Annotated in this window: 13 protein-coding genes, 2 pseudogenes and 1 riboswitch; of the genes and pseudogenes, 9 read left to right on the plus strand and 6 right to left on the minus strand. The window is 42.4% G+C overall.

The genetic code is table 11. The features are described 5' to 3' along the window. Window positions 1–28 precede the first annotated feature (28 nt). From V7K76_RS24885 to V7K76_RS24895, 3 genes are all read left to right on the plus strand, one after another. Window positions 29–1,474, plus strand: coding sequence for a pentapeptide repeat-containing protein (locus tag V7K76_RS24885; RefSeq protein ID WP_335030146.1), 1,446 nt, complete (start codon window positions 29–31; stop codon window positions 1,472–1,474). Window positions 1,475–1,582: 108 nt separating this feature from the next. After that, a complete protein-coding gene (locus tag V7K76_RS24890; RefSeq protein WP_335030147.1) occupies window positions 1,583–1,846 on the plus strand; it encodes a hypothetical protein in 264 nt (87 codons plus the stop codon). 108 nt (window positions 1,847–1,954) lie between these two features. Continuing rightward, a complete protein-coding gene (locus tag V7K76_RS24895; protein WP_335030148.1) occupies window positions 1,955–2,785 on the plus strand; it encodes a DUF3800 domain-containing protein in 831 nt (276 codons plus the stop codon). 311 nt (window positions 2,786–3,096) lie between these two features. On the opposite strand, the gene xisF is transcribed toward V7K76_RS24895, so the two are convergent. The 3 genes and pseudogenes from xisF to V7K76_RS24910 all read right to left on the minus strand — a co-directional run bounded on the left by xisF (window position 3,097) and on the right by V7K76_RS24910 (window position 6,856). Continuing rightward, window positions 3,097–4,578 (minus strand): fdxN element excision recombinase XisF, encoded by a 1,482-nt coding sequence (gene xisF, locus V7K76_RS24900; RefSeq protein WP_335030150.1) that lies wholly within the window; start codon window positions 4,576–4,578, stop codon window positions 3,097–3,099. A 16-nt stretch (window positions 4,579–4,594) separates the two neighbouring features. Further along, window positions 4,595–5,521, minus strand: a pseudogene (locus tag V7K76_RS24905) (YifB family Mg chelatase-like AAA ATPase); the annotation flags it as partial. Between the two features lie 108 nt (window positions 5,522–5,629). After that, a complete protein-coding gene (locus V7K76_RS24910; RefSeq protein WP_334780487.1) occupies window positions 5,630–6,856 on the minus strand; it encodes a pentapeptide repeat-containing protein in 1,227 nt (408 codons plus the stop codon). 818 nt (window positions 6,857–7,674) lie between these two features. Between V7K76_RS24910 and V7K76_RS24915 the strand changes: the two genes are divergently transcribed. Continuing rightward, on the plus strand, window positions 7,675–9,795 hold the full coding sequence (locus tag V7K76_RS24915; RefSeq protein ID WP_334780486.1) for a hypothetical protein: 2,121 nt from the start codon (window positions 7,675–7,677) through the stop codon (window positions 9,793–9,795). 1,051 nt (window positions 9,796–10,846) lie between these two features. On the opposite strand, the gene V7K76_RS24920 is transcribed toward V7K76_RS24915, so the two are convergent. Next, entirely contained in the window at window positions 10,847–12,322 is a 1,476-nt protein-coding gene (locus V7K76_RS24920; protein ID WP_334780485.1) for a pentapeptide repeat-containing protein, read from the minus strand. A gap of 273 nt (window positions 12,323–12,595) precedes the next feature. Beyond that, on the minus strand, window positions 12,596–13,246 hold the full coding sequence (locus V7K76_RS24925) for a pentapeptide repeat-containing protein (protein WP_335030151.1): 651 nt from the start codon (window positions 13,244–13,246) through the stop codon (window positions 12,596–12,598). Window positions 13,247–13,517: 271 nt separating this feature from the next. On the opposite strand from V7K76_RS24925, the gene V7K76_RS24930 reads away from it, so the two are divergent. From V7K76_RS24930 to V7K76_RS24940, 3 genes are all read left to right on the plus strand, one after another. Next, complete coding sequence (locus tag V7K76_RS24930) at window positions 13,518–14,729, plus strand: FAD-dependent oxidoreductase (protein WP_334780573.1); 1,212 nt, start codon at window positions 13,518–13,520, stop codon at window positions 14,727–14,729. A 250-nt stretch (window positions 14,730–14,979) separates the two neighbouring features. After that, window positions 14,980–15,180 (plus strand): hypothetical protein, encoded by a 201-nt coding sequence (locus V7K76_RS24935; protein WP_334953546.1) that lies wholly within the window; start codon window positions 14,980–14,982, stop codon window positions 15,178–15,180. A gap of 95 nt (window positions 15,181–15,275) precedes the next feature. Next, a riboswitch (ZMP/ZTP riboswitch) is annotated at window positions 15,276–15,360 on the plus strand. Window positions 15,361–15,398: 38 nt separating this feature from the next. Beyond that, window positions 15,399–15,950 carry a GNAT family N-acetyltransferase gene (locus V7K76_RS24940; RefSeq protein WP_334780482.1) on the plus strand — a complete coding sequence of 184 codons (552 nt, stop codon included), beginning with the start codon at window positions 15,399–15,401 and terminating at the stop codon, window positions 15,948–15,950. 277 nt (window positions 15,951–16,227) lie between these two features. Here V7K76_RS24940 and V7K76_RS24945 read toward each other — a convergent pair whose 3' ends face one another. Continuing rightward, window positions 16,228–18,048: a tetratricopeptide repeat protein gene (locus V7K76_RS24945; RefSeq protein ID WP_334780481.1), complete on the minus strand. Its 1,821-nt coding sequence runs from the start codon at window positions 18,046–18,048 to the stop codon at window positions 16,228–16,230. 73 nt (window positions 18,049–18,121) lie between these two features. Between V7K76_RS24945 and V7K76_RS24950 the strand changes: the two are divergent. Continuing rightward, window positions 18,122–18,469, plus strand: a pseudogene (locus V7K76_RS24950) (thiol-disulfide oxidoreductase DCC family protein); the annotation flags it as partial. Between the two features lie 426 nt (window positions 18,470–18,895). Beyond that, complete coding sequence (gene treZ, locus V7K76_RS24955) at window positions 18,896–20,743, plus strand: malto-oligosyltrehalose trehalohydrolase (protein ID WP_334780480.1); 1,848 nt, start codon at window positions 18,896–18,898, stop codon at window positions 20,741–20,743. Window positions 20,744–20,999 lie beyond the last annotated feature (256 nt).

Genomic DNA, 20,999 nt, shown 5'->3' on the forward strand with positions numbered 1-20,999 from the left:
CTAATGTAATAGTTGTGGCAGGTTTACAATGGGTAGGTCATGCCGAGCATCGATAGATGGGCTGGAAAAAGCTAAACAAGCATTAAAAATTAAAGGTTGGACACAGGAATATTTAGCAGGATTTGCAAAATGTTCTCGTCCAGTTGTCATTAACTTCTTTGCCAGACGACCTGTTGATCAGAATAAATTCCAAACGATCTGCCATGAATTAGGCTTGGAATGGGGAGATGTTGCCGACTTGGAATCAGAACAACTCAGCACTAGTATGAACGCAACACAACACAAAAACAGTGAACTCGTTCAAGAGCCGAGCGGTAACACACAGGTAAAAAGCTATGCATTTGCTATTGCTGGTACTGTCTCTCCAGAGGATATAGCAAAATTCAAAGCGATCGCTGCCCTTCTAAAAGATTTAGCTCAAGATACTTCCATCCAAATTGTTGATGTTGAGCGTGGTAGCATCAAACTGATTTTGGAAGGCTCTCAAGAAGGACTTGAGCGACTAGAAAATTTATTCAGATCGGGACAGCTAGAAGATGTATTAGGCGTTTCTGTAGAAGATGTTGAGTTTGTAACGCTTCCAAATTCCAATCCCAGTAAGAAACGATTGGCATTTATTATTGCTGGTGATGTTGCTGAAAGTGAAATCGCAATATTAAAAGCTGCACTTACTGAAACTTCAGATGATGCAGTTCAGCAATTTGAAAGTCAAAGACTGGCTTCTCGTGATAATCCACTTCGCGTTAATTTAATTCTTAAAAACCTAATTCGTGGCAATTTTGGTGGTGCCTTTCGGATTCTTAAAAACTTGATTCGTGCCGACCTGAGCCATGCCGACCTGAGCGGTGCCGACCTGAGCCATGCCGACCTGAGCGGTGCCGACCTGAGCCATGCCGACCTGAGCGGTGCCAACCTGAGCGGTGCTGACCTGGGTGCGGGTGCCGACCTGAGCCGTGCCAACCTGAGCTTTGCCTACCTGGGTGCCGCCCTGAGCCGTGCCAACCTGGAAGCCAACCTGAGCGGTGCCAACCTGGAAGGTGCCAACCTGAGCGGTGCCAACCTGGAAGGTGCCAACCTGAGCGGTGCCAACCTGGAAAGTGCCAACCTGAGCCGTGCCAACCTGGAAAGTGCCTACCTTATTAATGCCTACCTTATTAATGCCTACCTTATTAATGCCTACCTGAGCGGTGCCAATCTGAGCCATGCCTACCTTATTAATGCCAATCTGAGCGGTGCCAATCTGAGCCACGCCTACCTGGAAGGTGCCTACCTGGAAGGTGCCTACCTGGAAGGTGCTGACCTGAGCGGTGCCGACCTGAGCGGTGCCGACCTGAGCGGTGCCGACCTGAGCGGTGCTAATGTTGTGAATGCCTTTTTTGGAGAGAGCAAAGGTTTTACAGAGGACACGAAGCGTGATCTAGAGAGTCGAGGGGCAATTTTTGGCGATCGCCCCCCAGTTCTCAATCCAAAATAAGAAAGCATACCTGAAAAATTTTTCATATTCCCGCCGCCACAACCTGACAAGAGTGAAAAATTATTCATGATCTTGGCAGCATCATCTACAGGGTTGGGGGTTTGAAGAGTGAGCGATCGCTCTTTGTTCTTTTCAGGAGACAGAGAAGTTTGCGGCTTGACCAGGAAAATTTTCAAGCGAACTATGGCGATCGCTTCGCTCTTTGAGGAAATTCGTGATTCGGGAATTTTAGGAGATGGTTTTCTCAGATTCAAAATCATCGCTTTCATCTCGGATATCCCTGTGCGATGCGATCGCCAAAAGCTTGATTTCTCAATCAAAATACTATTGTATTCAAGCGGTGTCTGCAATGCTTATGCTAGGATCACCTGATAAATGAATGAATTTTCCATCAAATCTCTACGTGTTCAACGTCACATATTTGGTGGCAGTTGCCAGAAATTAAGTCCAGACGATTGCTGGAATTTTGTGTGGAAGTGAATGAGTGACTTAAAAGAAAAAGCACCTTCTATTCGTCATTACTTTGTTGATGAGGCTGGAGACCTAACACTGTTTAATGGCAAGGGCAAAGTTATTGTTGGCACTGAAGGTTGTTCTCGTTTTTTTATGCTTGGATTGCTAGATGTGACTGAACCGGAGTCTTTAGCAAGAAATCTAGAGGAACTTAGGTCTAATTTGCTGGCAGATCCATATTTCAAAAATGTTCCATCAATGCAACCAGAACAACGAAAAACAGCCATAGGATTTCATGCTAAAGACGATATCCCTGAAGTTAGACGGGAAGTGTTTAATTTATTGAAGAAGTACGATTTAAGGTTTTTTGCGGTAGTTAGAGATAAGCAAAAATTGCTGGAATATGTGAAGGCGCGCAATCAGACTGATCCTCATTATCGCTATCAACACAATGAATCATACGATTATTTAACACGAAGATTATTTAAGCAGCGCTTGCATAAAGACGATGAGTATAATATCTGTTTTGCATCAAGAGGTTTTTCTGACCGAACTGCCGCTTTGGGAAGGGCTTTAGAAGGGGCTAGAGCTAACTTTTATCAGCAATGCGGAATAGTTAGTATTGCCCCTATGAATATTACTGCCACCACACTGCCTCATTCTCCTTGTCTGCAAGCTGTTGATTATTTTTTGTGGGCACTGCAACGGCTATATGAACGTCGTGAAGATAGATATCTTGAGTATCTTTGGCCAGCGTTTAAAGTAGTGCATGATACTGACCATACTAGGCATGAAAGATATGGAGTTTACTATACCCAGAAAAACCCTTTAACCATATTTAAAATGCCAGGGATATAGGATCGTTAAGCCGCAGCCCTACAATCACACGGCATGAAGCCGAATTTTGTCCCTAGCACAAATCTATTATATCTATAGTACTGATATATCTCTACAGTAGTGCCACTCTCTTGTCGTTATATCTCTACAGTAGTGCTACTGTCTTGTCGTTATATCTCTAGTGCAATGGCATTGCAACTTCAGTAGCAAATATTTTTTTTCGTATCATCTGATACTTTATAATCTAACTCCAGGGAAATTTTCCTGGAGCTATTTTACGTTCTTGTGTACTTCTCCCCTATCTGTACTCAGATGGGTGTTGGGTAGTTCACTCAGACTTTCAATATTACCTCTTGTACATCTCCAAATTTTACAACAACCTTCTCCACCAATGTTCTGTAAATTATTTGTTTTTCCTGATCCAGGAGAGTGCGCCAATAGTCTTTATCCAAAAAAGTTGATAGCAGTTTTTCAAGGCTAGTATTTTGCTGCTGATTTTGAAGTGACAAACTATACTGCTTGTCTTTAATTCTGGAGCGGAGCTTTTCTTTTGCTGCTTCAATATCCGGGTCATAACCGGCAATTTGATTGAGAGCTTCTAGCCGCGATCGCAACTCTTTAATTTCCGGTGGTTCAAGCTGTTCACCACATCCATTCGCGTGCTGTGCAGCAATTTGCTCTGCTGCGGCGCTCAAGCTGTTAACCACTGCTTCCTCTGCTAATTCCATCCGCACCATTTGCTTTTGGGAGCAGGCCCGCAAGCGCCAATTCTTGCATTGAAAGTAATAGTTAAGCCCAGGCAAATTGCGTCCGCGACTTCCTGTAACGGAGTAACAAGCACTGCGGCATTCGCCACAAAATATCAATCCAGAAAGCGGATATTTGAGGGCAGTACTTCCATAACCTCGGACTTGTTTATTGTGCTTGAGGATGGCTTGAATTTGCCCAAATTCCTCATCAGTTATTAGTTTTTCTTCTGGATGAGTGTCATATCTAATGTCCCAATCTTCCGGCTGTAACCTCTGCCCATCGCGTTTACGAAGATAGCAAATATGCCCTCTAATTACAGGGTTCAAAAGCCAATCACGCAACCCTGAAGGGCTAAATCGAAATAAGCCTTGAGCGTATCTTCCTTTGCCGTGGGAATAAGTCGTGATTCCGTAGCGCTCGTTAATCAATCGCAGCCCTTGCCGTAAAGTTTTCTGTTGTAAAAAAGCTTCGACTATTTCTCTCCCGATAGTCGCCTTTGATATCTCTTGCCTGGTTTCCCGCAAGCAGAGAAATGGAGAAGTGTCTAGTTGATGTTTCTCGCTGACTATTTTGTATCCGAAAGGTGGGTTGACAGCTGCACTCCTTTCTCTGACGAACTCCCAGCCGTTTAACACTCGTTCTTGAAGTCTTTCGACTTCGCCACGTGCGATCGTTACAAGTATGCGTGCGTGCATTCTCCCCCCGACTGTGGAGAAATCAATGTTGTCGTCCAAGCCTCGACAAGGTATGTTTGCATCTAAAAATATATTGATAGCCTTTTCCATTAGGGCGTGGGAGTCAGTCATTCGGTCAATCCGAATCATGATCACTTCTGACGTTTCGCCATTCGACACCATTTTCAATATCTTGTTCAACCCCACGCGGTTATCTTTAGAGCGAGAGGCGATATCCCAAAAAACCTCGGTTGCTCCAGCCGATCGCAGTCGCGCGATGTGTTGCTCCAGGGTATGAGTTCCTAAAGTTTGTTCGCGCCTGGATAGTCGGGCGTACCCAGTCCGCCTAGCCCCTGTTTTCTCAAAGCAAATGTATCCTGATTTAAGCATTTTTTAAATTTATCATTGTTAATTCGTCCAGAAAAAGTACACCTCTATGAGACAGTGAAATTTCTCCAGGACGTGGGAAGCTACCACCACCCACCAGAGAAGGCCCGGATGCTGAGTGGTGGGGACTGCGAAAAGGGCGATCGCGTACCAATGAACCACGATTTTTCAATAAACCAGCTACCGAATGAATGCGAGTCACTTCTAAAGATTCGGCAAAGGTTAAGGGCGGTAAAATTCCTGGTAAGCGTCTTGCCAGCATAGTTTTCCCACTACCAGGCGGCCCGACAAAAATTAAATTATGCCCACCAGCCGCAGCAATTTCTAAAGCACGACGCCCATGAGCTTGTCCTTTTACATCATGCAAATCTGCGCCAGGGTAGGATGCTTTTGCTATGTCTACTGTACTATCAAGCTGCACAGGTTTGTAACGCCCCGGATTATTTAAAAAATCCACCACCTCAGATAGATGTTTGTAGCCATAAACAGCCAAGCCTTCAACCACTACCGCTTCTTGGGCATTATCAGCAGGGAGAACTAAACCTGCGATTCCCATTTTTTGGGCTGCGGCGGCGATGGGTAAGACACCAGCCACCGGGCGCAAACTGCCATCTAGAGAGACTTCACCCAAAAATAGATAATCCCCCAATAAATCAGCGCTAACTTGCTCAGAAGCCGCTAAAATTCCTACACTAATGGGTAAGTCGAAACAAGGGCCTTCTTTGCGTAAATCTGCCGGAGTTAAATTAATGACTATTTTTCGCATCGGAAAGGCAAAGCCAGTATTTTTCAAAGTTGCTTTGACTCTTTCTCTCGATTCTTGAATTGCTGAATCTGGTAGTCCCAAGACAACAATTCCCGGTAATCCCCCTGACACATCGACTTCTACGCCGACTTTGACGGCATCGATGCCCACAATTGATGCACTCCAGACTCTAGCAAGCATTTCTTATATAACAGTAAACCAATAGATATCTCTAGCAGATGAGTTAGTTGGTTGGCATTAGTGAAAGCACATAGATGATTTTGGGCAATTGATGAATTGCCCATCGCATTATCGCCAGTGCTGGGGTATTTTCAGATTTTCCGGTAGGATGGTTGTGCGATCGCCAATTGCTTTTTCAATCTGCCGTGATTCTACATTTTCCGAACCGCTCAAATTTGCTCCACAGAGGTTAGCTTCTTGAAAATTAGCTTCTTGGAGGTTAGCTGTACTCAGTAATGCACTGTCTAAATTAGCCCCAGCCAGTTTTGCCCTTTGCAAGTTACTGCCAATCAAGTTTGCATCTTGGAGATTGCTACCCTCGAAGTTGACTTCTTGTAAGTTAGCATCACAAAGAATTGCTCCTTCTAAATTGGCATCACAAAGCATTGCTCCTGCCAAGTTAGCATCACAAAGAACTGCACCTTCCAAATTGGCATCATAAAGGATTGCTTGAGAAAGGTTCGCTTTTCTGAGGACTACGCCTTGAAGATTGGCTTCTGGGAGGATGGCTTTTTGTAGGTTGGCTTCATAGAGGACTGAACCACAAAGATAGGTTACTGATAAGTCTGCTTCCGAGAGATTGACTCGTGTAAAATTGACCCATTGCAAGTTAGCTCCGACAAGTATCGCTCTTGAGAGGTTAGCTTCCGTTAAGTCTGCATTACTCAAGTCTGTATTGCGTAAATCGAGTTTCTGATTGATTGGATCTTTGGATGAATCGCGTCGTCCAATGACAGTTAAGGCTGTTTGAATATCTGTAGGAAGTTTGGATGATTGCCTTGACTCGTCTTCATATTCCTGATTCGCCGAGGCATTCTCGCGGATAAAAGCAGCAAGAATTTCCATGATTGTCCAATGGTCTTTTGGAGAATCTTTGGCAATTCGTTCTAAAGCATAAATTGCCGCAAATCGCGTTTCAATCTTTTCATTTCCCAATTGTTCAATTGCTTTAGAAAAGCGTTCGGGAACAATTTCTTGTGGAGTTAGTTTGGTATGATTGATACTATTTCCGATATTGTGATCCCAAGCTAGTGTTCCAGCCAGGAGTTGGGTTAAAAGACTGTGATTCTCATCTAGAGACAGTCTGGAGGTATAGTAAGCATTAATAATTAATGCCAATCCCCCAATAATTATGGCAATAGTTGTTAATGCTTGAGTAATGTATTCGATTTTTTCTTGAGTTGAAAATTCTTGAATGTTTTCAAAAAATGAGAAAATTAGAGTTAATGATAAAATAAATATAACTGAGATAAATGCCAACAAAGTCGTGTGTCCTTTGGTCTTTATGAAAGACATGTCATAAGTCTTCATATCCGACTCCTTACGCAAATAAATTTAGGTTGATTCTAAGAGTATCCGTAAAGTTATGATAGAGTGAAAACACGGATAAAATTGATCAGTTATTAAATCTACGACATAAAAATTATCTATATATAGCAATCCGATTTGATTTCTGAATCACTCGTAGAGGTAAGGGACTGGGGACTGGGGACTGGGGACTGGGAAGAAGGATTAACAATTCAAAATTCAAAATGACGCTCTCTACGAGACGCTACGCGAACGCGGACTCGCTAACGCTGCGCTAACAAAATTCAAAATTAAAGAAATTTCAGACGGGGATTTAGCGAGAAACGCGGTCTTGGGCTTTGCCCAAGTGGAGCGATTTCTCAAGACAAACCCCGACTGAAATGTGTGCTACATGTAGATGTAGGGGTCTTAAACCCTTTAATTTACGATAAAGGTGTACTGAGTTTTGTTCAAAGATCAAATATGAGTCCTATATAGTCACCCTGAATCATTCGCGCTCGACAAGATCCTCGACTTTCTAGAGAAGTCAGGGGTCGCATTATTCACGAATGATTCGCAGTTGGGACACAACATTTTTCTCCATCAACTGGAGTATTCCAGGCAATTAGAAACAGGATATTACTTGTGAAAAATAGTTTAAAATCTGTAACATTAACCAGATTTATCTAATTACTCAGATTGATAACAAACCCCAAGTAGATTGGACTAAATACACCATTTCATTAATTCGTAGCGAATAAATTTGGCAAACCTCTGCGTCCCTCTGCGTTTAAAATTTGGTATTTACGCAATATAGGGCAATTTTCGTGATACCAAAAATTGTGCGATCGCTACCAAAGTCTTTTCTAGCAATTGCGACTTGTTTACTTGTATTCTACCTATCCCCAGTTAACGCTACAACTATCGGATACTTAAGCGAACAAGGAGAACTATTTCGCCAAGCCCTAGCTGCTGCTAAGTTAACTCCAGAAGATGTCCGCTTCGATATGAAAGATATGGATCTCTGGGGCGGTGATAAATATCGAGTTAAGTTGCTAGATGTGTTTTTCGATAATCCTTGGAAAATCAGTCCTTACACCCGCACCATTACTCAAGATTTACTTGCAGCTAAATCAGACATAGCACAACTCGCCACCAGCGCCTACAAAAGAATCGATGGGGGCGTGAGTCCCCAATTAAACAGAGATTTGCTGACAAAATACAAACAGCAAGTACAAAAGCTGGGTGATGATGCCTTAGCTGTTGCCCTTGGTAAACTAAGCACTCAGCCTGCTGATAGTTTTAACACTAGCGAATACAAAGCTTTGCCACCAAAACTACGTTCGGCGGTAGCGCAGTTTTTATTCACAGTACCAGATGCACTGCATTATAGACAGGTGGGATTGTTGCGATCGCTAGCTAAATTACAACTAGATGCTGATCGCACCTACACCGAAGTATTTAACTACGCAGTTAAAACTGTGGAGGAAGAAGCCGCAGAAGGAGAAGATGCTAGTCCAGAAAAGGTACTGTTAATTGAATCTCTTTTAGACAACGTTGATTTTAAAATGCTCAACACAGGAGCAATTTTAATAGCTGCTGCTGTTGGTGAAATGCAAAGTCAAATCAGCCAAATCCCAGTTAATTTGTTGCAAGGAAATTATAACTACAGCATAAATACACCCCAAGGTCGAATTATTCTCAGTGGTAAAGGCGATCGAGTCTATTCCCCTGACGATTACCTATTGATCGTAGATGTTGACGGTAATGATACTTACTCTGGCGGTGCTGCGACTAAAAATATTGCTCATGGTGTCAGCGTCACCTTAGATTTAGCTGGCAAAGACCGCTACTCTAGCCCACCGGGGAAAATTCCCAGCTTTGGGGCTGGTATCTTCGGCTATGGATTGCTGGTAGATTTACAAGGTGATGATAGTTATGAAGCAGAATACGCCAGTCAAGGCATAGGTATTTTTGGTACTGGCATACTCTACGATGCCCAAGGTCAAGACACTTATCAAGGCATTAGCAATCTCCAAGGTAGCGGTACTTTTGGTTCAGGACTGCTGATTGATAATCAAGGTAGCGATCGCTATTCTCTCTATAGATACGGTCAAGGCTATGGCTTTACTAAAGGAGTGGGGCTGCTATTAGATAGTGTAGGTGACGATAAATACATTGGACTAGAAGACAAGTATCCAAACGGCGGCCCATTTGGAGCCAAAAGGCACGTCCATTTTATCCAAGGTGCAGGTTTGGGAAGACGTGCAGACTATACAGAGGGTCACAGTTGGGCTGGGGGTGTAGGGATGCTAGTCGATGGCGCAGGAAATGACCGCTACGAATGTGAGGTTTACGGTCAAGGTACAGCTTACTGGTATAGCTTGGGCTTTTTGGTAGATAAGGCAGGTGATGACTACCACGATGCCGGTTGGTACAGCCTGGGAAGTTCGCCGCATTTTGGCGTGGGAGTTTATCAAGATGATGGGGGAAGCGATCGCTATACAGGTATTATTATGCAAAGTTTAGGCAATGGTCGTGACTGGAGTATTGGCTGGTTTGAAGATAGTGCCGGCAACGATTGGTATAACGGCAGCTTAATGACCTTCGGTACGGGAGATATTAACGGTATCGGAGTTTTCTGGGATAAGCACGGCGATGACACTTATCTATCTTTATTAGAACCAGCTTACGGACAATCGCGGTTAGAGGGTGTTACTGGTTTACGAGAGTTGATGCTGACATTAGGTTTATTTGTTGATGGAGGCGGGAAAGATAATTACCTGCTATTGCCAGAAACAGACCCCCAAAATAAATTGCCTGATACAGCACTCAATACTAAATCTCTGGCAACTCATCCTGTTGCTGGTAACGATAGGACTTGGTGTCGCCCGACAAAACCTCGTTATGTCAAAATGGCTTACGGCTGCGGCATTGATGCTCCATAAGTTCAAGTAAAAATGCGAGATGATGCTCAGAGGTTCAAGTTTCAGTATCTAAGGGTGAAACTTGAGCTTTCCAATGTTCAGGTAGTTGAAGATTTTTCGGTAGGATGGTTGTGCGATCGCCTTTGCAAAGAGGTCTGTGATTTGCTTATTTTGTGCTGCTTCTACATTTCTTAAAGCAGCTTTAGCAGCTAAACGATTTATTTTTTTACGTAGACGCGGAGCGGCTTGCCGCAGGCTACCGCAAAGGACGCAAAGAGAAGAGAATTTTAAAGGATTTTTGCATCATTCTCATGAATTTTTGATTGCGGTTGTGAATTATATCGCAATATAGTTCAGATAGAGCAACAAAACATTTGTAGAGACGGCGATTTATCGCGTCTTGAAAAACCAAAATTGTTGCCAGTAGCCCTTAACTGAATAAAGCCACTTATTGACAGTATTAGCTGTCCCATGATAAGCGTTCTTCTTGTAGTAGACATCTGGTGAAAATGAATGTAGAGACGTAGCACTGCTACGTCTCTACAAGGATTCTGGATAACGCATATTTAATTTCTGGAGATGTCTAGTTGTCTGTCTATATCTTCCGCAGTGCGAGAAGGGTGTCTCCTACGGCTTTCTTCTATAATGTCGAGTACAGAACGATATTTTGGTTCAGATTTTTCTGGTAAAATCACAAATACATCAACGCTATCGCCTATTTCGGCTTCTGGAATTTCAATTTCTATTTTGTTCCTGGTAAAACTTTGGTTGTAATACGTAAAGCTGATTGCATGGTTTCTCCCTCAAATTTTATTAAATACTGTAGGCAAGATTGTTCTCTTCTATATTCTCCTACAAGCCATAGATGGCAGCAGTACTCTCATCTATTTCTTGTTTTTCGATAAATGAATAAATAATCCAATAAATAAATTTCTCAGTATGTCTGTGTTGTGATCAGACATAGATTTCATCTTCCTCATCCCCAGAATTGTTACGGAGACTTTTGGTAAAAACTATAGCATTAAGTAAAACTGGTAGAATACGCCCAAATAACGAATGATGCAGTGATAACTTAACCAGACTGCCGCCAATGTGTCGGTGCTTCGATATAATCAGGTAAGCGAGTGGTGCGATCGCCAAGTGCATCTCTAATCTGCTGCAACTCTAAGTTTTTCGCTCCTGTCAAAATTGTCCCTTCCAGTTTGACATCACTTAGGTTAGTCTGTGAAAAGTTAGCTCCCATCAAGTTTGCTTGAGTTAGATTAGCTTGATAAAAGGTTGCCCTATATAAGTTTGCTCCAATCAGGTTAGCCTGATACAAGTCAGCTTCCGTTAAGCTGGCTTCTGAGAGGTTGGCAAAATAGACTTCTGTTTGGTGGAGTTTAGCTGCATTCAAATTAGCCCCACAAAGATTAGCTCCATTTAAGTTCGCCCCACAGAGGTTAGCACCAATCAAACCCGTTTGCTGTAGGTTGGCTTTACCTAATTTTGCTCCTTGCAAGTTAGCTAAAAACAACTTTGCTCCAGAGAGATTAGCGACTTTTAAGGTTGCTTGTTGTAAGTTAGCTTTATAAAGGTTCGCTCCCTGTAAATTCGCTGCACGCAAACTTGCTCCAGAGAGATTGGCTGAACGTAGATTTGCTCCAGAGAGGTTGGTACGATTGAGGTTAGCCCAACAAAGGTTAGCTCCACATAAGCTAGCTTTTAGTAATTTGGTTTCATAAAGAATAGACCTAATGAGTTTAGCGCCACTAAGGTCACATCCACTTAAGTCAGCTCCACGCAGGTCAGCCCCACTCAAGTCAGCCCCACGCAGGTCTGCTTGTTGCAGATTAGTTTTTAGTAGGTCTGCTTGCCTAATGTCGGTGTTGCGTAAATCAAGTTTCTGATCTTTTGGGTCTTCGAGTAAATTACGCCTGCCGATAACACTTAGGGCTGCTTGAATATCAGTGCGTATTTTTGGCAATTCTTCATGAAGATTTTGATCTACCTGCGCTGTCGGACGCGACCCACCTCTACGCCTACTTGAATAAACTGCTCCTTGATATTCGGGGTTTTGTTGCTCACCTTTTACATCCTGAATAGGTGCATTCTCTCGCACAAAGGCAGTGAGAATTTCCATAATTGTCCAGTGTTCTTGAGGAAAATCCTGAGCAACTCTTTCTAGGGCATAAATTGCACCTGTGCGGGTTTCAACCTTTTCATGGCCAAGCTGGGCAATTGCGCCCATAAAACGCTCTGCAATCAATCTGTCTTGATTGAGTTTGGCATTTTGCAGGCCAATTTCTAAGTTTTTCTCAGATGCGATCGCACTCTTTTGCATCGCTTGGGCACGCCTTGCTGCATAATAGGTATTAAACATTGCTGCCGATGAGAGAAAAACTATTGCAGTAGTTGTTAAAGCTTGGTTTCTATACTGGATTTTTTCTTGAATTGACAATTCTTTAATACTTGACAAGACAAAGAAAATTACAGTTAATGAGAAACCAAATATAAGTGTTATGGCGATCAACCAATTCAACAGAGGGTCTGTCTTTTTAGAAGACATGGTAAAAATTTTCCTTACAACCTAGAATTATTACTTAGATGTTGGGGAAAAATAGTATAGCATCTAGCAGAAAATTATAATAGGTGTCAAGACACTCATTGAACTACGGAATAATATCGAATATACTTGTAGATTACGGCATAAATAAACCACCCGTTCCAAATCAACGAAACCCTTGCAGTACAAGAATTACGGACTACACTGAAAATAAGAAATGGGGAGTTGAGAGTAGGGAGTTAGGAAAATTAATCAAGCGGATATGATATTAGTATTTTAATTAGAGAATTTGGTTTCTCTGAGGTTCGCCCCATCAAGTATGGCATCATTTAAAATTGCCCCATCCAATCTAGCTAGATATAAACTGGCACGATGCAGGTTAGCTCCAGAAAAGTTAGCTCTCTCTAGATTGGCTGCACTGAGGATTGCTCCTTCTAAGTTGGCTAGATATAAGTTAGCTCCTTCTAAGTTCGCAGCACTAAGTATTGCTCCCGCTAGATTAGCTTCTCTAAGATTGGCTCCAGCAAGATTTGCTTGATAGAGATTTGTCTGTTGTAGATTCGCCCCATTCAAATTTGCTCCTCTCATGTCTGTGAAGCTCAAATCAAGTTGCTCATTTTCTGGGTCTTTGTTTACATCTCTTCTGGCAATAACAGTCAATGCTGCTTGAATATCTACACGAACTTTTGTTGATAAGTTGCTTGTTACTTTCTCTTGGGGTATATAAGGAGCATTTTTTCGGACAAAATTACTCAGAATGTCTATGATTATCCAGTGGTACTGTGGATGATTATGGGCAATTTTCTCTAAATCATTAATTACAGCCAGACTGTTTTCTATTGTGTTATTTCCTAGCTGTTCGCTTGCTATTTTTAAACGTTGTTTTAGCGACTGATACTGAGTTTTTTTAACTTGTTCCTGGAACATAGGTATCCACAGGAATATTTTTGATATTTGAATGTGATTTTTTGGTAAAATATTTTTCATGATATGAGAAGCATTAATAATTACTGAAAATATCCGCAAGAGCTAACAGCCTTTTTGAAAATTTGAATATGCTAATTCAATAAATTATCCAAATATTGGGGGGTGGGCATCTTGCCCGCCATATCGACTGGGCGGGCGAGACGCCCACCCCACAAGAGTTAATTGCATATTTTTTTATTTGGAAGTCCCTTAACTAAAAATGAGTATTAAAATGCAGCAAAATACACAGCCAATAATTAAAAAGCTGGTGTTAATTGGTGGCGGTCATAGCCATGCTATTGTTATGAAAATGTTTGGAACAAAACCGTTACCAGGAGTACATTTAACGTTGATTAGTGCAGCATCAAAGACAGCTTACTCTGGAATGTTACCAGGACACATTGCCGGATTTTATAGCCACGATGAATGCCATATTGACTTGCAACCCTTGACGAACTTTGCTCAAGCACAGTTATGTATTGACACGGTAGTTGCCCTAGACTTGAAAAATAACAAAGTTCTTTGTGCTAGTGGACTTGCGGTAGATTTCGATGTGCTGTCTATTGATATTGGCAGCACTCCCGCCACAATATCTGTATCAGGTGCGGCAGAATATGCGATCGCAGCTAAACCAGTATCGCAGCTATTAGAGCATTGGCGTGAATTAGTTGAAGCTGTAGGTAAAAATCCTCATGAACCAATTAGTATTGCGATCGCAGGTGGAGGCGCTGGCGGTGTAGAATTAGCCCTATCGATGCGATCGCGTTTACATCAGATTTTACATCAAGCTCAACAACCTATTCAAAACCTGGAAATTCATTTATTCCAGCGTGGACAAAAACTGATGCCCAATTACCATCAATCAGCGCGGCATCAAATTCAGCAAATTTTAACTGAGCAAGGTATTAAACTCCATCTTGGGGAAAGTGTGTGTAAAATTGCACCTATAACACCCAAGGAAACTAAAGAAGTCTTTGAAATTAAATGTGAATCTGGGTTGAAAGTAGAGTGCAATAAAATCTTTTGGGTAACACAAGCTTCAGCACCCGAATGGTTAAAAACTTCTGGGCTAGGAACTAATGAGCAAGGTTTTATTCTCGTAGAAGATACGTTGCAATCTCAAACGCACCCGCAGGTATTTGCATCTGGTGACATTGCCACAATGGTAAATCATCCGCGTCCGAAAGCTGGGGTATTTGCTGTTAGGCAAGGTAAACCTTTATTTGAGAATTTGCAGCGAATTTTGTTAGGTAAGCCGCTCAAACCTTATAAACCACAGAAACAATATTTGAGTTTAATTGGTACAGGAGACAAACGAGCGATATCTGCGACGGGCTACGCCTACGCAACCAGAGGCTATTTTACTTTACCACCTCACAAACTCTTGTGGTGTTACAAAGATTGGATTGACCGCCGTTTTATGAAAGGCTTCCGCAACTTCTGAAGACACACAGAGATGTAATAGACATCTCCGAAAAAGAATGTAGAGACGTAGCAATGCTACGTCTCTACAAGGGTTATGGGTAACGCATATTTAATTTCTGGAGATGTCTAATGGTAGTACCATGACACGGCACGGCACAGGTAAAATAGCGTAAGCATGTGTTAATAACACCAACCCAAATATTATTCATCTGTAAAACTTCAATCTCAGTAGACTAAGTACAGTTTTGCGTAAAAGCGTAGCGTTTTCAATGCAAGCCGATGCATTCACAATGCAAGCCGACGCATTCACAATGCAAGCCAATGCATTCACAATGCAAGCCAATGCATTCACAATGCAAGCCAATGCATTCACAATGCAAGTCAACGCATTCACAATGCAAGCCGATGCATTAACAATGCAGGGTATTGCCAAATTTAATTTGCTACGAATTAATGAAATGCTGTACTAAGTTCTAATTCTCTATACAGATTAGGAACATTTAGTGCAGATTCCGATTAATATATTTAATATTGTTGATGGCTAAAAAATTATCTAAAATCATCAACCCCCTCATGTGACTGGCGATTTAAGTAGAAAAAACTACTAGGGAGCATGTGGAAATCTGATGCCGAACGCCTGGGCAGCCACTTTTATATAAGGCAATATGTGTCTTTAGAGGAACTGCTTATGGTTAGCGATAGCAAACAACTCTGTCTTCAACACGTCAGCATAGCTGAGGTTCCATCCCTTCACCAAATCTTGGTGGCTTGCGGTCTTGATATGAAAGACCGCTTCGGTTTGAGTCATTGGATGCCGCCAAATTATCCGCTTGAGCAAATGCTCTACGATGCTATGGAGCATGAGGTCTACGCCGTAACAGTCGGCGAGAACCTAGTGGGCACTTTCACACTTGAGATGATGACAACGGTTCCATTGAGCTACATCAAGTATGGAAACATTCTTTGGCAAATATCAGAGATTCCGGCAGTGTATGTACATAAACTAGCGATACTTCCATCTTGGCAAGGCAAAGGACTAGGAACGTGGTGTATGCAAGCTATTGAGAAGCTTACCATTGAGCGCGGTTATTATGCTGTACGGTTAGATGGAGTGAAGACACACCTAAAGCTCTTGTCTTTCTATAAAAGCCAAGGATATCAACAAGTGGGAGAACTAATTTACAACTCAGATGTGTGGGTTGATGCAATTGTTTTTGAGAAAGTTTTAGTATTTCTGTAGCAATCAATTCTACAATTTATGTTCCTACTGCATTTGCAGTCGTTTTAAGCGAGTCCCGTGGGTTTAAATCCCCCGGTTCAATAACCGGCAAGTTTTGGGTCGGGGTCTAAATCCCCGGACGCTCGCAGACTCGCTACCGCAACGCTTTCACAAAACTTAATTACGAATTACGAATTACGAATTACGAATTATTTAAGTCATCTCCAACCTGCTGCCGTTGATCCACTACAGCAAGGATGATCTTTCACCTTATCGATTTTACCGATACATTCTATCTTCATCGAAGCTGTTCAATTAACTCAATAATTTGCTGATAATACTGGATATTCCCTTCTTGGTAATACAAATCTGCGGATTTCTGGAAATCGGTAATTGCTCTTTGAGAGTCTCCCAGATTTCTGTAGACATCTGCCCGAAGGATGTAAGCTGAAGCCCAATTAGGCTGACGCTGTAAGGCTTGGTTTAAGTCTGTAAGCGCCCCTTGTAAATCTCCCAACAGAGAACGGCTACGACCGCGATTGTACCAGTCTTCGGCAAAGCTGGGGTCGATCGCGATCGCTCGACTGTAATCTTCTATTGCCCCTTGATAATCTTCTAGGGCATAGCGAGCATTGGCACGATCGCTGTAAAATGCAGCAGATTGGGGATTTATTTGCAAAGCTTGGGTGTAATCTGCGATCGCATTTTCATAAGCTTCTAAAGCATAATGGGTAGAACCTCGGTTGTAATATGCTTCAATTAAATTAGGATTAATTTTTAATGCTTGATTATAATCTGCGATCGCTCCTTGTTCATCTCCTAAAAGACGACGAGCATTTCCCCGATTGCAATAGGCTTGAGAAAAGTCAGGAATAAGCTCTATGGCTTGAGTATTATCATCAATTGCTCCTTGTAAATCTTGCAGAGCTTCACGGGCAATACTCCGACCATAATAAGCTGCGGCTAAATTATCATTAATTTCTAATGCTCGATTATAATCTTTAATTGCGCCTTTATGATCTCCTAAAGAACGACGAGCCGCCGCGCGATCGCAATATCCTTCTGCTAAATTAGGATTGAGTTGTAATAGGCGATTGCTATCTTCAATTGCACCTTGATAATCTCCCAATCGGCGAAGAGCATTAGCCCGAAATCCGTATACTAAAGCTAGTGTCGGATTTTCTTGTAATGCTTGGTCATAATCTGCGATCGCACCTTGATAGTCTTCAAGAGTACTACGAACTAGACCGCGCTCACAATAGGCTTGCACATCATCAGGATTCAGCTTTAATGCTTGGTTAAAGTCTGCAATTGCTTCCTGATAGTTTTTGAGGTGAGCTAGCACAAGACCGCGATTATAGTACGCTCCGGCAAAGCTGGGATTGATTTTTAGAGCGTGGTTGTAATCTTTGATCGCACTTTGATAATCTGCTAAAGCGTAGTAGGCATTACCTCGGTTATGATAAGCCTCCGCCAAGTTAGGATCTAATTGTAATGCTTGGTTATGGTCAGCGATCGCTTCTTGATAATTTCCTAAAATCTGGTGGATATTACCGCGATTGCTGTAAGCTGCGGCAAAATGGGGATGCCATTGTAAAGCTTGCTGAAAATCTGCGATCGCTCCTTGATGATCACCCTTCTCAAAACGAGTTACGCCCCGATTATGATAAGCGTTGGCAATATCAATATTGATGTTATCAGCTAATTGGGTACTCATTTCGATTGTTTGGATATAATCGGCGATCGCTTTGTCGTAGTTTTCCAAAGCAAAGTAGGCATTTCCCCGGCTGTGGTAAGATTGCGCCAGTTTGGGATCTAATTGTAGCGCTTGGTTATGGTCGGCAATCGCACCTTGATAATCGGCTAAAAAGTAACGAGCATTAGCGCGGTTGTAATAGGCTATGGCAAAATTGGGATTGATTTCGATGGCGCGATTGAAGTTAGCGATCGCACTGCGATAATCTTTGAGTTGACCAGTTAAAATTAGCCCGCGATTATGGTAAGCTTCGGCATAGTCAGGATTTAGCTTGATTGCTTGGGTGTAAGCTGCGATCGCGCCTTGATAGTCCCCTTGCTGATTATGGTTTAATCCTTGGTTAAAAAAATCTTCAGCATTCATATAACTTTTTTGGCTTTTGACATTCTCTAGCCTAAAGCATCGGGATTGTTAACGATAGTTTGTGTAGCCGTCGCTAGAAACCTTAGACAAGGGAAAGCTGTTTCGCTACGTTCCGATGCAAGATGAGCAGACACTTTTAGAATGGGGAATTACAGCCCAAGATTGCGAACAGGGGGTGATTTTAATTGATGGCAATGAACCTCAGAGACGTTGGCAAGGTAGCAATGCAATAGAAGAAATTGGGTGGTTATTGCCAGCAGGAAGTATATTTGTAGACACTTATCGAGCATTACCGGGGATGAAGTGGACAGGCGATCGCTTTTACGAACAAATCCGCGATAACCGCTACACTATATTTGGCAAGCGTTCCAGTACTTATGAATCGGCATATTGCGTGGATGGGAACTGCAAGCCAACTTAAGGGACTTCCAAAAAATAAATTATCCAAATAAACGAACCACAGAGACGCAGAGAACACAGAGAGGAGAGAAATAGAGAGGATTTTTGCGTCAGTTTTGGGATATTTTTTTATTTGGAAGTCCCTAAGTTAAATAAACCACAGCTATACGAGGCTTTATCCACCTCCGTGGGTTTCAAAAAACCTTAGTCCACGGAGGTGGACTTTGTTTGTGTAGGCGCGAATTCCATTCGCCAGGGCTGAATTTGTCATTAGATAGAATTTTCTCTAATCAAAAATCCCCCTCCAGGTGCTAGCAAAAAGTCTGCTAGAACAACCATTATGCTATCTGGCGTGTTTATAAACATTGTCCAATCAATGACATTTGCGATCGCCTACGCCATCGCGTCACAATTCGGCACAACATAGAATCTGATGGGAGGATACTGCGTGAGAATTGGTGCTAACTACTTGGGGAACGGAGAGTGTGAATTTACAGTTTGGTCTCCGCTATTAGATAGCGTTACGGTACAAGTTTTGACGCCAGAACCGCAGTTAATTCCCCTCAAGCCTCAGTCTGAGGGGTACTGGCACACGAAGGTCAACGATGTGTATCCGGGTGCGCTTTATCGTTATGTCTTGAATGGTCAAGATACTTTTGCCGATCCCGCATCGCAGTATCAACCGGAAGGGGTACACGGGCCGTCGCAAATTGTCGATCATCACTTTGAATGGACTGATGAAGGATGGGCGGGTATTCCTGTGGAGTCGATGATTTTTTATGAACTTCATGTTGGCACATTCACGCCTGAAGGAACTTTCACCGCTATCATTCCTCGTTTACCAGAACTGAGAGAACTGGGAATTAATGCGATTGAAATTATGCCTATTTCCCAATTTCCGGGAGACACTCATGTTGAAGCTGCTCTGACATATCGCAACTGGGGTTATGATGGCGTTTATCCTTTTGCTGTTCAAAATTCCTACGGTAGCCCAGCCGAACTTAAGCAACTGGTAAATGCTTGTCACCAAAATAATATCGCCGTTGTGCTGGATGTGGTGTATAACCACTTTGGGCCAGAAGGCAACTATATGAGTCAGTTCGCGCCCTACTTTACTAAAACCTATAAAACGCCGTGGGGGGAAGCGCTGAATTTTGATGACGCCCATAGTCAGGGTGTGCGAAATTATTTTATCCAAAATGCGCTGTATTGGTTGGGCGAGTTCCACATTGATGCATTGCGGCTGGATGCTATTCAAGCAATTTACGACTTGGGAGCCAAACATTTTTTATGGGAATTGGCGGAAGCGATTCATCATTTTTCACAAAAAGGGCAAAAATGGAAACGTCATTTAATTGCTGAAAGTGATTTAAATAATCCACAAATCATTCGTCCAGCAGAATTGGGTGGATATGGAATTGATGCCCAATGGAGTGATGATTTTCACCATGCACTGCACACACTCTTGACAGGCGATCGCCAAGGATATTATCAAGATTTTGGGCAGTTGGCTGATTTGGCAAAAGCTTACAACGATACTTTTATCTACGATTGGAAATATTCGCCCGATCGCAAACGATTTCACGGTGTATCTTGCCGCGATCGCTCCCTATCACAGTTTACAGTCTGCATTCAGAATCACGATCAAATCGGCAATCAAATGAAAGGAGAACGCCTCAGTCAGAGGATCTCTTTTGAAGGATTAAAGTTAGGTGCTGGCGCTGTGTTACTATCGCCCTACTTACCCCTGTTATTCATGGGAGAGGAATACGGCGAAACATCACCCTTTATTTACTTTGTCAGTCACTCCGATCCTGATTTAATTGAAGCAGTTCGAGCCGGACGCAAAGAAGAATTTGAAGCATTTCACTACGCAGATGATCCCCCAGATCCCGAATCGGTAGAAACTTTCCTCAGTTCTAAACTCAATTGGGAATTACGCCATAACGGTAAGCACAAAGTTCTGTGGGATTGGTATCGCCAGTTAATTAATTTACGGAAGACGCATCCAGCACTTCTCAATCAAGACCGCAATTTCATCGAAGCTACCAGCGATGAAGATAAACAGTTGGTGATTGTGCGGCGTTGGTGTGAATCGAGTGAATTAATATTTGCGATGAATTTCAATTCGTCCCCCGTGACGCTGACTTTGCCGAGTCAACACGATGTTCATAAAATATTAGACTCAGCAGATACCTTATGGTCTGGCCCTGGTTCTGAAGCTGGGGAACATCTGTCTGCGGGACAAGAATTGACAGTAAAAGCTACTAGTCTAGTCTTGTATGAAGGTGGATGAGGGAGTTAATAATTCAAAATTTATAAATATAAGGAGATATAGCGCAATACAGTTCAGATAAGACCAAAACACTTGTAGAGACGGCGATTTATCGCGTCTCAAGAACCCACAATTTTGTACAATTAGCCCTTAACTAAACCGTATTAAGATATAACGTTTCTGAGTTGAGTGCAATACAGACCTAACCCCCAGCCCCTTCCCTTGCAGGGAAGGGGAGTAAGATTTGTTAAAACTTAAAGTTTCGAGCAAAAAGGTT

This window comes from Nostoc sp., from assembly GCF_036917975.1.
Classification (GTDB): Bacteria; Cyanobacteriota; Cyanobacteriia; order Cyanobacteriales; family Nostocaceae; genus Nostoc.